We start from the raw sequence: 13,773 nt of genomic DNA, 5'->3' as shown, positions 1-13,773 counted from the left end.
GCGGATGCACCGTCTGTTGAGCCTAGTGCCGAGCCTACGCAGTCAATGGCGGAAGCAGTTGGCGTCGGCGGGGCCGAGATGGGGCAACGGTCCGCTCGCGTCACCGCGTCGGCTCCTTCCAATTCCTTCAAGAGGCTAAGTACGGAGTCGCTGTCTAGCGAAGGCACCTGGATGCCAACTTTCGGCGTCCAGGGACTGGACGTTAGCGGCCACCAACCAACCGTGGATTGGCAGCAGCAGTGGAACATGGGCTCACGGTTCGCGTATGTGAAGGCCACTGAAGGTAATTACTACAAGAACCCCTCCTACAGCTCCCAGTATCAGGGATCCCGCAACGTTGGGATGATCCGCGGCGCGTACCACTTCGCCATTCCCAATTGGTCTTCAGGGGCGGACCAGGCACGCTACTTCGTGCAGAACGGCGGAGGTTGGTCCTCCGACGGATACACCATGCCGCCAGTGCTCGACTTTGAGTTCAACCCTTACGAGGGCCGGACGATCAACGGTTTCTATTTCGGCAACACCTGCTACAACATGTCCCCCTCCCAGCTCACGTCGTGGGTGCGGGATTTCGGCAACACAATGCAAACGATGACGGGCCGGTTGCCTGTCATCTACACCAACACGAGCTGGTGGAACCAGTGCCTGGGCAACCCTGCTGGTTTTGGTGACTACCCACTTTGGGTTGCGGCCTACCCCAACTCCCCCACTAACAATGCAGGACCGGTTCCGACAGCCAGCTGGAGCACCTACAGCATGTGGCAGTACAGCAGCACCGGACCTTTCGCTGGTGACTCCAATGTCTGGAACGGGGATTACGCCTCCCTCCAACGGTTCGCCGGCGTCCGGATGCCCGTCGGCAACTTCGACGATCTTGCGGTCAGCCGGGATGGGAGCAATGTCTCGCTTCGGGTACGCGGCTGGTCTGTCGATCTGGCTAACTCGCCGGCGGCGAACGAAGCACATATCTATGTCACCGGGCCCGATGGACGAACGACAGGTTACCCCTGGAAGGCGAATGCATACCGGCCGGACGTTGACAAGTCGTTCGGCTATGGGTCCTCCCACGGATTCGACGGCAGCATCGGCATCGCTACTTCGGGGACCTACAGGGTGTGTGCCCACTCCATCGGCGCGTTCGGCAATACTGCGCTCGGCTGCAAGAGCATCGCGGCATCTGGGGTGGAAGCTCCCATCGGTTCTTTCGACAACATAGGCCAGGTTAGGACGGCCCAGAACGTCTCGCTTCACCTAAAAGGCTGGGCGATTGATCTAGCCAATCCGGCAGCAAGCACATATGCAGATACATACGTCACAGGCCCTGACGGAGCCACAACGGGATTCCGCATGGCCGCCAATATTTCCAGGCCTGACGTAAATCAAGTTACCGGCCTGGGCTCGTCACACGGTTTTGACTACCAAGTACCCCTAAAAATGGCTGGAACATACAAAGCTTGCGTTTATGCAATCGGCCAAAACTCAAATGTCCTTCTGTCGTGCAAGACCCTTACGGTGGCTCCAAGCCCGCCACCCATGGGTAGCTACGATGCCCTCACCCTGAAACAAACTCCTAATGCCGCGTCTCTACAGCTGACGGGCTGGGCGCTTGATCCCACTCTGCCTGCCAGCAGTTCATCCGTAAGTGTCTACTTGGTTTCCAAAGACGGCTCAGGCGGTGTCAATCCGGGCACCGTTTTCAGCGCAAACCTAAAGAGGCCGGACGTGAACGTTGCGCTGGCAACAGTCGGCGATCATGGTTTCCAGGCCTCGATTGGCATCAGCGCCGCCGGCAGCTACACGGCATGTGCTCAGGCCCTTGGGGCTGCGCCACTTTCCACTGGGCCGACACTCTTGGGCTGCAGGGACATCACCGTCAACTCCACACCACCCACAATGGGCCATTTGGACAGCGCCGCCGTGCAGGTTTCCAACGGTCAAGCTTCTCTCGTGTCACAGGGCTGGACGTTGGATCCGTCGTTTCCAGGCTCATCCATTCCAGTTCACGTTTATGTCAAGTATCCAGATGGAAGCACAAGAGGTTACCCGTTTACTGCTAGCGGCAGTCGCCCAGATGTAAACAGCTCGCTGCAGACCATTGGAAACCATGGCTTCGTCACTGCTGTGCCTATATCAGCCCGAGGCCAATATACCGTTTGCGCCTATGGGGTCGCGGTTTCTGTCTTCAGTACCAACAACTCGCAGTTGGGTTGCCGGTCACTGACGTACTAGTTACAGCTGCTAAGGGTGTGGTCAATAATTCCCTCCCATGCCTGCCTTTGTGGCGGCGCCCCTTTGACTTCGTGGTGTCGAAGCCAAAGGGGCGCAATAGCTCTGCTGGGATGGCGCCTGAGTAAGCCTGGAGTAGGACGGCCTTCGTGATCTCTCTGTTGCCGGTGGCCGTGCCCTGTTTCACAAGCCACGGGATAGCGAAGAGTCAGCGCACGGCCGTCACCGTTCTTCGGACCCACCCCGCGGGTGCAGGCCCGTGCCCGCTCCAAGAGCGGGCTGCGGGATTCGTTTGTGGACGCAGTCATCCCCAGCTGCTGCGCATTGATGTACTCCGATTCCGGTCCGCGCCCGAGTACAGAACCGGACAACAAGCGCGCCAGGGACTTGCTGTTCGTCCGAAAATGCTTCATTGAATGTTCGGTCCGCTGACTACCTTGGAATTGACCCGCGATTTCTCCGCCCCGCAGGGCTCTCACAGACGCTAGAATGACCACCAGCCCTTTGAAACCCTCAGAGGCGCAGGGCGGATCTAAACCCGCTACACCTGCGGAGAACGTCGGCGAGGGCTGCAACGGTGATGAGGAACTCCTCTTAGGGGTGACCCGTACAGTCCAGGGAACCGGACCCCTGGAAAGCAGATTACGCCGACCACAAACGCACTCGAAATACAGGGAGGTCAAAGTCGACGTGGGACCTTCGTGGGCCTGACGAGTTACCCTGAAATCACGGATGGCCTGGAACCAGTACGTGGAATGCGCGAAAGGTGTCTGAGGGACGGGGGCAAAATAACCATCACCAACAGCAGTTCGCTTAGCATGAATCCTGCAGCTACTCCCGTGGCTCCGAACATCTGACCGAGCAAATACATGGCTATAACTCCCGACAATGCTCCAACGGCCGTCCCGGCAAGAACGAAACGGGTCTTTAGGGACGGGACCAGTATGTTTCTGATCAGGGGCGTTGACACAGACACAGCAAAGAACGCACCACCGTAGAACCACATGGTTAGTGAATCAGCCTTGACGGCCTCGCCGAACAGAATTTCGGTACCGAATTCACCCAAAAGTCCCAATCCAAGCATTCCAAATAATCCCAGGAGCGAGTGAGCGCCAATTGCTCCCATATGTCGCCGTCTGGGACTCTCCGCGGCAGGGTCCAGAGTCCATGCTTGCAAAGTATTTCCGAGTGTTGTCACCGTGATAAGCGCGAAGCGGTAAAGCTTGTCAGAAGAGGCGACGCTGCCGGCGACTGACGCACTCCCTGTTGCTCCTGCCACCGGAACGGGAGCAGATACGTATACTCCACCAAGGGCGTCGATACCTGCTACACCCAGCCTGGCCCGCAGGCCACGGAGGATTTCGGTAAAACTCCGCCCCACATAAAGCGAGGGCCATTGGAACTTCCGCTGTACCGCAATCGGGCCCACAATGGACGACAATATCCACAGGACAGGGTACGACCAAAGTGATTGGGTGATGAAGATGAGCACAGCCGCCAACAGCGTGGCTACCAAGCGGGGAAACATCTCATAAAGAGCGAGTCCCCTGGGATCTCCAGCACCAATAAAAAACCAGTTGGGCGTCAAGCCATTTAGGCAGAAAGCAAGCGCCATGGCGACCGTAAAGGGTTTGTAACCCTCCGCACCTAAGGCCCACGAGATAACACCAGCTACCGGGAGAACAACTGTAGAAAGAAGTAGCCGCTCGCCGAGCGACTCGGCCCACAGCTTGTGCCTAAAAGCCTCGTCACTTGATTTTGCAACTAGGGCGGGGCCGAGGACATTCCAGCCGTAGGTGATAACAATGCTTCCAAAAGTGCCAACCGCCTGCCCAACAGACAAGCTGTACCATCCGTCTACTCCACCGACGCGCGCAGCAATTGGCAATAGGAGCAAGGGGGCAAGAGTTCCCACCAACGGCACGAATGTGAAGCCTGCGAAACGCTTTAGCAGTAAAGTCCTGCTCATTGGGAGGACCAACCCCTAGGCGCCACGGGTTACCGCTGCCTCAAAATTAGCTGCCGCCTTCGTTGGGCTGTTTTCTCTCATGTCAGACAGACCTCGTGCGGCTAACTTCTCAGCCAGCTGGTGGTCATTGAGAAGGAGCTCAATGTTCTGTTCAAGGCCGGAAGCATCACCCACGCGAGAAAACAGAGCACCGTTCTCCGCATAGGCCCTCACGCCACCAATATCAGTGGAGACCACTGCGCATCCGCTGGACATCGCTTCTGCAGGCGGCAGGTGCCAACCTTCTCCGTCGCTGGCGCAGAGATAAAGTTTGGATGATTGATACGCAGATCGAATCTCCGCTTTAGTCGGATTCTTGATGTACTTCACGGCCGAGTGAAGAGAAATGGGCCTTTCACCCGTACCGAAAGTTATAGCGCGGACTCCTGATTTGTTGCTGACTTGCGAGTTCAGAACCTGGACCACAAGGTCCGCCCTCTTCCAGGGAACATCGGAAATCATGGCACAGATGTCGTAGGCACGTTCGCTGAGCGGAGGCCCCGCCGGGAATTCCTCGGGGTCGATACCGTTCGGAACGAGATCGCATTCCTCCCCCAATGACCTCATGTGGGCTTGCAGCCAAGGAGCGATAACGATTTTTCTTATGGGGAGTTTCCAGGTCGCATCAATAAATTCAGGATCAGCGGACCAGTCCTCATAGTGTTGGATGAAGTAGGACGCAGGAATTCCCTGCCGCCGCGCTGCTTTTTCAACAAGCTTCGCCGTCTGAACTTCCGTGGCCACGAGGTAGTCAGTCCTGGGCAGCATTGCGGGCATCAAATAGGGCAGCGTATAGGATCGGATCCTCGTGTCCAAGTCCACCCATTTCGGCTTGCGAAACGGGCGCAGCCCAGAAATGACGGATGAGATAGGTCGCCGGAAGTCTTTGTCCCGGCGCTTGGCGCCCCACAGAAGTAATGCGTGAATCAACGTCACCTCATATCCCCGCCCGGCCAGGAAATTCGCGTAGCCGTAGACCACTTTGTAGCCGCCGATAGGGTACTTACTGAACCCGGGGAGAACAATCGCTATCTTTCCTCGATAGGACGACGTGGCACCCAAATTTGAAACTTGGGACTGCTTCTTATCGTTCGGCACTTCTCTCCGTAATAGCTTTGTCAACAACACATTCTTCTCAGCTTTCCCAGTTTGGCCTGGGCGGGTCACCAAGCGTTTGCCACGGTTGACCAACTCTAGTGGCATGCCCGCCAGGAACTCTACGAAACAGGGCACGGCGATATCCCCTCGCTGCAGCCCTGTGACCAGGGTCCTCAACGTCGTCGTCCACCGATGTCCGCTTCGGAAAGGGGCAATGCCTGCTTCAAATCCGCGGACAGCTGGCGTCACCCGCGCAAAGAGAGTGTCCGCCATCACCCTGCGCCACCCGAAGCTCAACCCATGCGCTGTTTTCAGGATCGAAATTGGGCTTGCGCTGCCTTCATATTTTCTGGAAAGAGCAACCAGGTGTTGGAAGGAGGCAAAAATGCTTTTCTGTGCGCCCACCTCGCCTAACACGTTTCCTCCGTGTTGTACGTAATCCTGGACAACGTCACCCAGGATCGCGACTCCCCCCGAGGATTTCGCACAAACCGCCAGCCAGTGGTCATGAACCTGGGAGACAGTGTTCAGCCGCGGAAAAGGCAGCGCCAAGTCCAACAAATCAGACCGAAAAACAGCCAAGCTGCCTGTCACCTGGTTCTGGGCCAGCAGCGCGTCGAGATCAACATTCTTCCTTTGGGTGGAGGAGGTGATCACTTCATTACCGGGAAGTCTGATCACCCGTGCTTGCCCGGACACGAGGCTTGCGTTTTGCAGGTGCGGAAGCATCACCTCGAGCTTGGATGGATACCAATAGTCGTCCTGGTCAGAAAGCGCCACCCATTCGGCTTCGGAAGGGACATTCCGAAGTGCCCTCTCGAAGTTTCCAAAAAAGCCCAGCCTGTCCTCGAAGCCAATGACCTGGAAGCGCTCGTCGCCAGGCAACTCTTGGTCAACGAAGTCGCGGATTTGCTCTGATCCGCCATCTGCCGAGATGACGCACAGAAAATTCGAATGAGTCTGTTGCTGAATCGACCGCAGCTGGGCAGCGAAGAGCTCCAGGTCAGGCTGATAAGCCGCGAGTGCGACCACGCCGAAAGAATTGGCATCAAAGGGCATGAGGTCTTACCGCTATTCCGCCCGTGCCTGCTGGCCGAGATACGCTTTCAGGGCATCCCGGGCAGGTCGGGGCTCGAAACCAGACACCTTAATCTTGCCGAGATCCAGAGCGCTGTTGAGTGGTCGAGGAGCTGCAGCCTTGCCGCGGAAGTATTCCTCCGTGCTGACACCTGTAACGGCATCACGCCCACGCCCCGACAGCTCGAAAACATCGCGGGCTACCTGAGCCCACGACTGCGGTTCCCCGTCATTGCTGAGGTTGTACGTTCCGTACTCTGCCTCGGATTCCAGGAGATGTCGGATGCCCGCTGCGATGTCTTCGGTGAAGCTGAGCCTGCCAACCTGGTCGTTGACCACGGACGGCTCGATGCCTCGGCCAGCGAGGGATGCCATGGTCCGCACGAAGTTGTTGCCCTCACCGATAACCCAGCTGGTCCGCACGATGTAGTGGCGGGGAACCACACTGACCACGGCGTCCCCTGCGGCCTTGGTCTGGCCATACACACCCAGAGGGGTGAAGGGTTCAGTTTCGCCATGGCGCTCCCGGGCACCATCAAAGACGTAGTCGGATGAGACGTGCACCAGGGTAAGGTCATGTTCGACGGCGGCGCGGGCCAGCCTTGCGACGGCGGCAACGTTGACGGACCAGGCGGCCGCCCGGCCCTCCGCTGTTTCCGCGGTGTCGACCGCGGTGTAGGCGGCGGCATTGATAATCGTCGAGTAGTTCTTCCAGTTCCGCTCCGTGAAGGACGCTTCGCTGTCCAGATCGAAGCCGGCGCGCCCGGCGAACTCAACGGTTGCGTCTGCGTCGTACAGTTTCCGCAGCGCCTTGCCCAGCTGACCGTCTGCACCTACGACGAGGATCTTCTTGAGCGGCATCGGTACAACATCCGAGAGGCGGGGGTGCGCCTTGTCCTTCTCGGACAGTTCTGCTTCCTCCAGCGGCACTGGCCAGCTGATCGCCGCCGTCTCGTCCGCGAGGTTCAGGAAGGTGTATTGGCCTTGGGCATCCGCTGACCAATGGTCGTTGACCAGGTAGGTGTAGGCCGTGTTGTCTTCCAAGGTCTGGAAAGCGTTGCCCACGCCGCGCGGAATGAAGATCGCCTGGCTGGGGTCCAGTTCAGCGGTGAAAACTGCACCGAACGACGGGCCTTCGCGGAGGTCCACCCATGCGCCGAAGATCCGCCCGGTGGCCACCGAGATGAACTTGTCCCACGGTTCGGCGTGGATGCCGCGCGTGGTACCGGCCTTCTCGTTGAAGGAGACGTTGTTCTGGACGGGGCGGAAGTCCGGCAGCCCAAGGGCCACCATCTTTTCCCGTTGCCAGTTTTCCTTGAACCAACCACGTTTGTCGCCATGTACCGGCAGATCGTAAAGGACGACGCCGGGAATCGGCGTTTCGTGCGCGGTCAGCTTTTTCGAGAACGCGATCTGCATCGTCTACTGGCCCTGTTCCTTGTACTTGGCTTCGGTCTGGGCCTTTTGCGGGCGCCACCAGTTTTCGTTCTCGCGGTACCAGGCGATGGTGTCCTCGATGCCGGCGTCGAAATTGGAGAACTTCGGTTCCCAGCCGAGTTCGTCGCGGAGCTTGGTGGAGTCGATGGCGTAGCGCAGGTCGTGGCCCGGGCGGTCCACCACATGGTCATACGCGTCCGGGGCCTGGCCCATGTGTTTCAGGATCAGTTCAACAACGTCCTTGTTGTTCTTCTCCCCGTCGGCTCCAATCAGGTAGGTCTCGCCGATCTTGCCCTTGCCGATGATGGCCAGTACGGCCGAGGAGTGGTCGTTGGCGTGGATCCAGTCGCGAACGTTCTCGCCCTTGCCGTAGAGCTTGGGCCGGATTCCGTCGATCACGTTGGTGATCTGGCGCGGGATGAACTTCTCCACATGCTGGTATGGGCCGTAATTGTTGGAGCAGTTGCTAATGGTCGCCTGCAGCCCGAAGGAACGGACCCAGGCGCGGACCAGCAGGTCAGAGCCGGCCTTCGTGGAGGAGTACGGGCTGGACGGGTTGTAAGGGGTCTGCTCGGTGAACCGCTCCGGGTCATCCAGTTCCAGGTCGCCGTACACCTCATCGGTGGAGATGTGGTGGAAACGCTTGTTGTGCTTCCGCGCGGCCTCGATCAGCGTGTACGTGCCAATGATGTTGGTATCCAGGAATGGGCGGGGATCATGCAGGGAGTTGTCGTTGTGTGACTCCGCCGCGTAGTGGACCACAACGTCTGCCTGCGCAACCAGTCCCTCCACCAGGCCAGCGTCAACGATGTCGCCCTGCACGAACGTGAACCGCTCCTCTGGCAGCCCCCGCAGCGACTCCAGGTTCCCCGCATACGTCAACTTGTCCAATACCGTGACATGGTCGTCGGTATTTTCCAGAACATAGTGGACGAAATTGGAACCAATGAAGCCGGCACCGCCGGTGACAAGGAGATTCTGCATTGTGCCAGCTTACCGGTTGCCGAGTGGGCGGTTGGCGGGTTCCCGTCATGCGGCCCAGGGTTGGATTACCGTTTTAGCCGCCGCCTAGCCTCCAGGATCAGCCGCGCGAGCATAACTCGCGCGGCAATGATCCGGCCAAGCGAACGGAATCCGGCGGGGGTTTCATTGCTGTCGTGCAGCCGCCTTAACAAGGTGGATTTTTCCAAGTGCGTTATGGATCTCGAGAGATTGCCGCAGATAGCCAGCCAGAGATCGTGCGACTCGTGCACGTAGGAAGGAATCGGAGTGAAGACGGGCACCATGTCCCGCCGGAATGCCATCCCGCATCCATAGTAGGCGCGGTAACCGATCATCACGCCAAGCAGATTTGCAATGGGTTTCCTGTCCCATGCGGGGAGCAGCCGCGGAATCCATGGCCGCGGACCGCCACCAAGCATTTCGAAATTCGAGGCAACGACTCGGGCTGACTCCAGGGCTACGACCATGGCTGCGACCCTTCCCGGGATCCAGACATCGTCCTGGTCTGAAAGGAAGATGTACTCGCCCCGGCTTGCTGCGACCGCCGCTTCGAACGAGCGGACGTACCCACGGTTCTGCGGACTCTCGATGAGCCGGATCCTCGGGTCAGTGATCGAGCGGATGACTTCGATGGTGTTGTCCGGGGATGCATCGTCGACGATGACAACTTCATCGTTCGCGCCAAGCTCCTTGAGTATGGACTGCAGTTGCTCCGCGATGTATGGCGCGCCGCGGTAGCTTGCCATGCAGACGCTGACTCGGATGGCATAAGGCGGTAGAGGCTGATCGCTCGTCATGAACCCGACACTAACGGATTCGGGGATTGAAGCATTACTGAAGGAATTGGGCCGGCACCTTCCGGGCGCTCGGCAGCAAAGCTGCGGACGGGACCGACTCGCTCGTACCGCCATGCTCGCGCTAGGATGCGAGACGCTGGGACGCTGGATCCGTTTAGATGACAGCCCAAGATGCCCGCACTGTCCGCGCGGGGCCCCGGTTCGGGCCCCAATCGCAGCGTTGATATAGTTGGGATAATATGCGCAATTTGGAAAACAACCGTGTGCTTGTCATCATGCCGGCGTGGAACGAGGCTGATTGCGTAGGGGCAACTGTGGCCGAAGTGCTGACCCTCGACGAACCCTACGATGTGCTGGTGGTGAATGACGGCTCCACCGACGAGACCCCTCGTATAGCGGCGTCCGCGGGCGCTACAGTCCTCAACCTCCCTTTCAACCTTGGAGTTGGCGGCGCCATGCGGGCCGGGTTCCGGTACGCCCAGCGCCTTGGATACAGTCAGGTTATTCAAGTTGACGCGGACGGGCAGCACGATCCCAGAAACATCCGAGAAGTACTCAACGGCCTGGAATCAGCGGACATTTCGATTGGCGCCCGTTTCGCCAATCGCGGAGATTACACAGTGAAGGGTCCCCGAAAATGGGCCATGAAACTTCTGGCCTCTGTCCTCTCCAAACTGGCCAAAACGACTCTCACGGACGTCACCTCGGGCTTCCGCGCAGGCAACAGCAGGGCGATTGTCCAGTACCTTGACCACTAACCCGGCGGAGTACCTTGGCGACACGATCGACTCCTTGGTGGTAGCCATTCGTTCCGGACTCTCAGTCACGCAAGTGCCGGTAGAAATGCGCCCACGGCAAGGCGGAACTCCCAGTCACCATCCCATTAAGGCGGCGGTGTACCTGGGTCGCTCGTTCTTTGCGCTGGCGTTTGCGCTGACTCGCCGGCGGTCCCACGTGGCATTGCCACTTCAGACAATGGCAGGACAGAAATGATGCCGAACATCGCCGCTTTTCTTCTGGCTCTGGCAATTGTCGGGCTGGTAGCTGAGATGCTCCGCCGGAAGAAACTGCGCGAAAAATACGCAATATGGTGGCTCGTCGTTGGAGTCGCCACGCTTGTTCTGGCTGCGTTTCCCCAGCTTCTGGTGTATATAGCAAGGGTCGTTGGCGTCCAGCTGCCTTCCAACCTTTTGTTTATCCTCAGCATCCTCATGCTTCTCGGTGTTTGCCTGCACCTTTCGTGGGAAATATCCGTGGTAGAGGAGGAAACCCGTGCCTTGGCGGAGGAGGTTGCAATACTCCGCATCCAGGTGGAGCGGCTTACCGGCCTATTGCCGGTCAGTGGGGGTAACGGCAGCCAAGATCCGGAAGGTCAGTAGCAGTGACTGAGACCTCCTTGGATATTTTTGTTCCATACTGGGGCGACCCTGATTACATGAAGCTGACTGTCGACAGTGTCTTGGCGCAGACTGACCCACGTTGGTTCCTCACCATTGTGGACGACGCCTACCCGGATCCGACCATTGAGGAATATGTGGCCGGAATTGCGGACCCTCGGATCACTTACTTTAAGAAGCCTAAAAACGAAGGCATCACTGAGAGTTTCAGGACGTCCATTCAGATGGCGCGGCAAGAACTGGTTGCGGTGGTTGGTTGCGATGACGTCCTCCTGCCCAACTACGTGAAAACCGTTCTGGAAGCACACGACGCCTATCCGGACGCCGACATTATCCAGCCGGGCGTACGCGTCATCGATGCGGCAGGCCAACGAGTGAAGACCCTCGTGGACACTGTTAAACAACGGATCCTCAAACCCCGGTCTACGTCACCGCTCTTGCTTTCGGGCGAGAAGCTGGCCAGCAGTCTCCTGCACGGCGACTGGCTGTATTGGCCCTCGCTCACCTTCAAGACCGACTCGGTGCGAACAGTTGACTTCCGTGACGAATTCCCCATTATTCAAGACCTTGCCCTCATTGTGGACATGATCCTGCAGGGAAGATCTCTGCTGCTGGTGCCGTCGGAAAGCTTCGCATACCGCCGACACACGGAAAGCGCATCCTCGCGGCTCATTGTGGATGGGTCTCGCTTTACCGGCGAAAGAGACTATTTCTCTTTGGCCGCGCGCCTTGCCCATGCTCAGGGGTGGCGACGGGCGGAGTTGGCTGCGCGGCTGCGTCTCACTTCCAGACTGCACGCTTTGTCGCTGATACCTGCCCTGCTGAGGTCCCGCGACAGCGGCGCTTTTCGCACCATGGTCCGTCACGGGCTGGGAACATAATGGGCAGGGCTAAAAGTACAGTGACGGCTGCCGTCGTGAGCACCTTCAATCCTCAGGCCAACCTCATTCGAAACTGTCTCGCGCTCCTTGAACAGTGCTCCGAGGTGGTAGTCGTAGATGATGGAAGTACTTCCCCTGACGAAGCTGTCTACGCTCAGCTGGGCGCGCTTGGCTGTGTCGTTCTGCGCCTTGAGAGCAACATGGGCATCGCCGCGGCACTCAACAAGGGCGTTGAAGTGGCCCGCTTGCGTAATGCCGCTCTTGAATTCGTACTGACCATGGATCAGGATTCACTCGTACCGCCGGGCTTCGTTCATGCTCTTGAACACGCTGCTGCCGCTGCTGCCGCTGCTGGACTTTCTGTTGGAATGGTTTCGCCCGGCAAGGTCAGCGGATTGCCAAGCCGGCCACTAACAACACATAAAGGCGTGGTCATCGGTGATGAGCCAGTCCAATCAGGACTACTGATACCCGTTGCTTCCCTGGACAAAGTGGGCCAATTTAACGAGAAGCTGTTTATAGATGGCGTCGACAGTGAGTTCTACCTGCGGGCAAAGGCCAACAAGCTACTTTGCATCATTGCCCCCGGACCCGAACTGGTTCATTCACTGGGAGCCATGGTTCCGGCCAGAATCGGCAGTTGGCATCTGAGGCGGGGCCGCAAACCTCTGATGGTGAGAACAGCAGCGCCTTGGCGCTACTACTTCATCGTCCGTAACCGCGTCCTGCTGGCCAGGAGGTTCGCGCTTCAGGAACCGTACTGGAGCATGAGAGGGCTGGTGCTGGACTTACGGCATCTTTTACTGGTGAGCGTTCTGGCACCGGGTAGACGTGAACGGCTCTCCTACGCCCGGCTTGGTCTTCGTGACGGCCTCCTGGGACGCAGCGGTCCACGACCAGAACAGTAGGCCTCGTGCAACTGCCGTTTTGGCACTGGATGCAGAGTGGTGAATGATTGAAGCCATGCGTGGAATTATTCTGGCCGGCGGAACTGGATCGCGGCTGCACCCGATCACCCTTGGCATCAGCAAGCAGCTCGTCCCGGTGTATGACAAGCCAATGATCTACTACCCGCTGTCCACACTCATCCTCGCGGGTATCAGGGATATTCTCATCATTACCACTCCCCATGACGCAGACCAGTTTCAGCGTCTCCTGGGAGACGGGTCGCAGTTCGGCATCAATCTGACCTACGTGCAGCAGCCCTCCCCCGATGGCCTTGCCCAGGCTTTCATTTTGGGTGCGGAACACATCGGGGACGAAACTGTCGCCCTCGTCCTAGGGGACAATATTTTCTATGGCCAAGGGATGGGCACGCAGCTCCGACGCCATGCGGACATAGACGGCGGCGCCGTGTTTGGCTACTGGGTAAAAGATCCCAAGGCCTACGGAGTCGTTGAATTTGATGATGACGGCAGGGCCCTCTCGCTCGAAGAGAAGCCGGAGAAGCCAAAGAGCCACTACGCGGTGCCCGGGCTGTACTTCTACGACAACAACGTTGTGGACATAGCCAAGAGTCTCAAGCCTTCCCCGCGCGGGGAGCTCGAAATTACGGACGTCAACAGGATTTACCTTGAACGAGGCAAGCTTCAGGTTGAGATCCTCCCACGCGGAACCGCGTGGTTGGACACCGGAACATTCAACGACCTCAGCGACGCATCGAATTTCATCCGCACTGTCGAGAACCGTCAAGGTCTTAAGATCGGGGCTCCAGAAGAGATTGCTTGGCGCCAGGGCTTCCTGACCGACGACGAACTCCGCTCCCGGGCAGAACCGCTTGTCAAGAGCGGTTACGGAAGCTACCTCTTGGGCCTTCTGGAGGACTAAGGTCCGCGGCGTGAGCCGCACCT

Annotated in this window: 10 protein-coding genes and 1 pseudogene; 6 read left to right on the top strand and 5 right to left on the bottom strand. The window is 58.4% G+C overall.

From position 1 onward, the window contains the following. The first annotated feature begins 171 nt into the window (after window positions 1-171). Entirely contained in the window at window positions 172-2,229 is a 2,058-nt protein-coding gene (locus tag IEX43_RS13600) for a lysozyme (RefSeq protein WP_188811791.1), read from the top strand. Between the two features lie 712 nt (window positions 2,230-2,941). Here the strand turns inward: IEX43_RS13600 and IEX43_RS13595 are convergent. The 5 genes from IEX43_RS13595 to IEX43_RS13575 all read right to left on the bottom strand — a co-directional run bounded on the left by IEX43_RS13595 (window position 2,942) and on the right by IEX43_RS13575 (window position 9,645). Further along, the gene (locus IEX43_RS13595) at window positions 2,942-4,195 is read right to left on the bottom strand and encodes an oligosaccharide flippase family protein (protein ID WP_188811790.1); all 1,254 of its coding nucleotides are present in this window, start codon (window positions 4,193-4,195) and stop codon (window positions 2,942-2,944) included. Window positions 4,196-4,210: 15 nt separating this feature from the next. Further along, window positions 4,211-6,391 carry a glycosyltransferase gene (locus IEX43_RS13590; protein WP_188811789.1) on the bottom strand — a complete coding sequence of 727 codons (2,181 nt, stop codon included), beginning with the start codon at window positions 6,389-6,391 and terminating at the stop codon, window positions 4,211-4,213. A gap of 12 nt (window positions 6,392-6,403) precedes the next feature. Next, window positions 6,404-7,828, bottom strand: coding sequence for a sugar nucleotide-binding protein (locus IEX43_RS13585; RefSeq protein WP_188811788.1), 1,425 nt, complete (start codon window positions 7,826-7,828; stop codon window positions 6,404-6,406). A 3-nt stretch (window positions 7,829-7,831) separates the two neighbouring features. Continuing rightward, window positions 7,832-8,830 carry a dTDP-glucose 4,6-dehydratase gene (rfbB, locus tag IEX43_RS13580; RefSeq protein ID WP_188811787.1) on the bottom strand — a complete coding sequence of 333 codons (999 nt, stop codon included), beginning with the start codon at window positions 8,828-8,830 and terminating at the stop codon, window positions 7,832-7,834. 65 nt (window positions 8,831-8,895) lie between these two features. Continuing rightward, a complete protein-coding gene (locus IEX43_RS13575) occupies window positions 8,896-9,645 on the bottom strand; it encodes a glycosyltransferase (RefSeq protein ID WP_188811786.1) in 750 nt (249 codons plus the stop codon). A 275-nt stretch (window positions 9,646-9,920) separates the two neighbouring features. Between IEX43_RS13575 and IEX43_RS13570 the strand changes: the two are divergent. The 5 genes and pseudogenes from IEX43_RS13570 to rfbA all read left to right on the top strand — a co-directional run bounded on the left by IEX43_RS13570 (window position 9,921) and on the right by rfbA (window position 13,750). Next, a pseudogene (locus IEX43_RS13570) lies at window positions 9,921-10,638 on the top strand (glycosyltransferase family 2 protein). Then, the gene (locus IEX43_RS13565; RefSeq protein WP_188728216.1) at window positions 10,638-11,024 is read left to right on the top strand and encodes a DUF2304 domain-containing protein; all 387 of its coding nucleotides are present in this window, start codon (window positions 10,638-10,640) and stop codon (window positions 11,022-11,024) included. Before IEX43_RS13570 ends, IEX43_RS13565 begins: the two are co-directional and overlap by 1 nt. Before the next feature lie 2 nt (window positions 11,025-11,026). Beyond that, a complete protein-coding gene (locus tag IEX43_RS13560) occupies window positions 11,027-11,923 on the top strand; it encodes a glycosyltransferase (protein ID WP_188811785.1) in 897 nt (298 codons plus the stop codon). Between the two features lie 35 nt (window positions 11,924-11,958). Further along, window positions 11,959-12,831 carry a glycosyltransferase gene (locus IEX43_RS13555; protein WP_229666459.1) on the top strand — a complete coding sequence of 291 codons (873 nt, stop codon included), beginning with the start codon at window positions 11,959-11,961 and terminating at the stop codon, window positions 12,829-12,831. Between the two features lie 55 nt (window positions 12,832-12,886). Continuing rightward, a complete protein-coding gene (gene rfbA / locus IEX43_RS13550; RefSeq protein ID WP_188811930.1) occupies window positions 12,887-13,750 on the top strand; it encodes a glucose-1-phosphate thymidylyltransferase RfbA in 864 nt (287 codons plus the stop codon). Window positions 13,751-13,773: the final 23 nt, after the last annotated feature.

It is taken from the genome of Pseudarthrobacter polychromogenes, from assembly GCF_014644495.1.
GTDB lineage: Bacteria > Actinomycetota > Actinomycetes > Actinomycetales > Micrococcaceae > Arthrobacter > Arthrobacter polychromogenes.
This window is presented reverse-complemented; position numbering and strand designations above follow the sequence as displayed.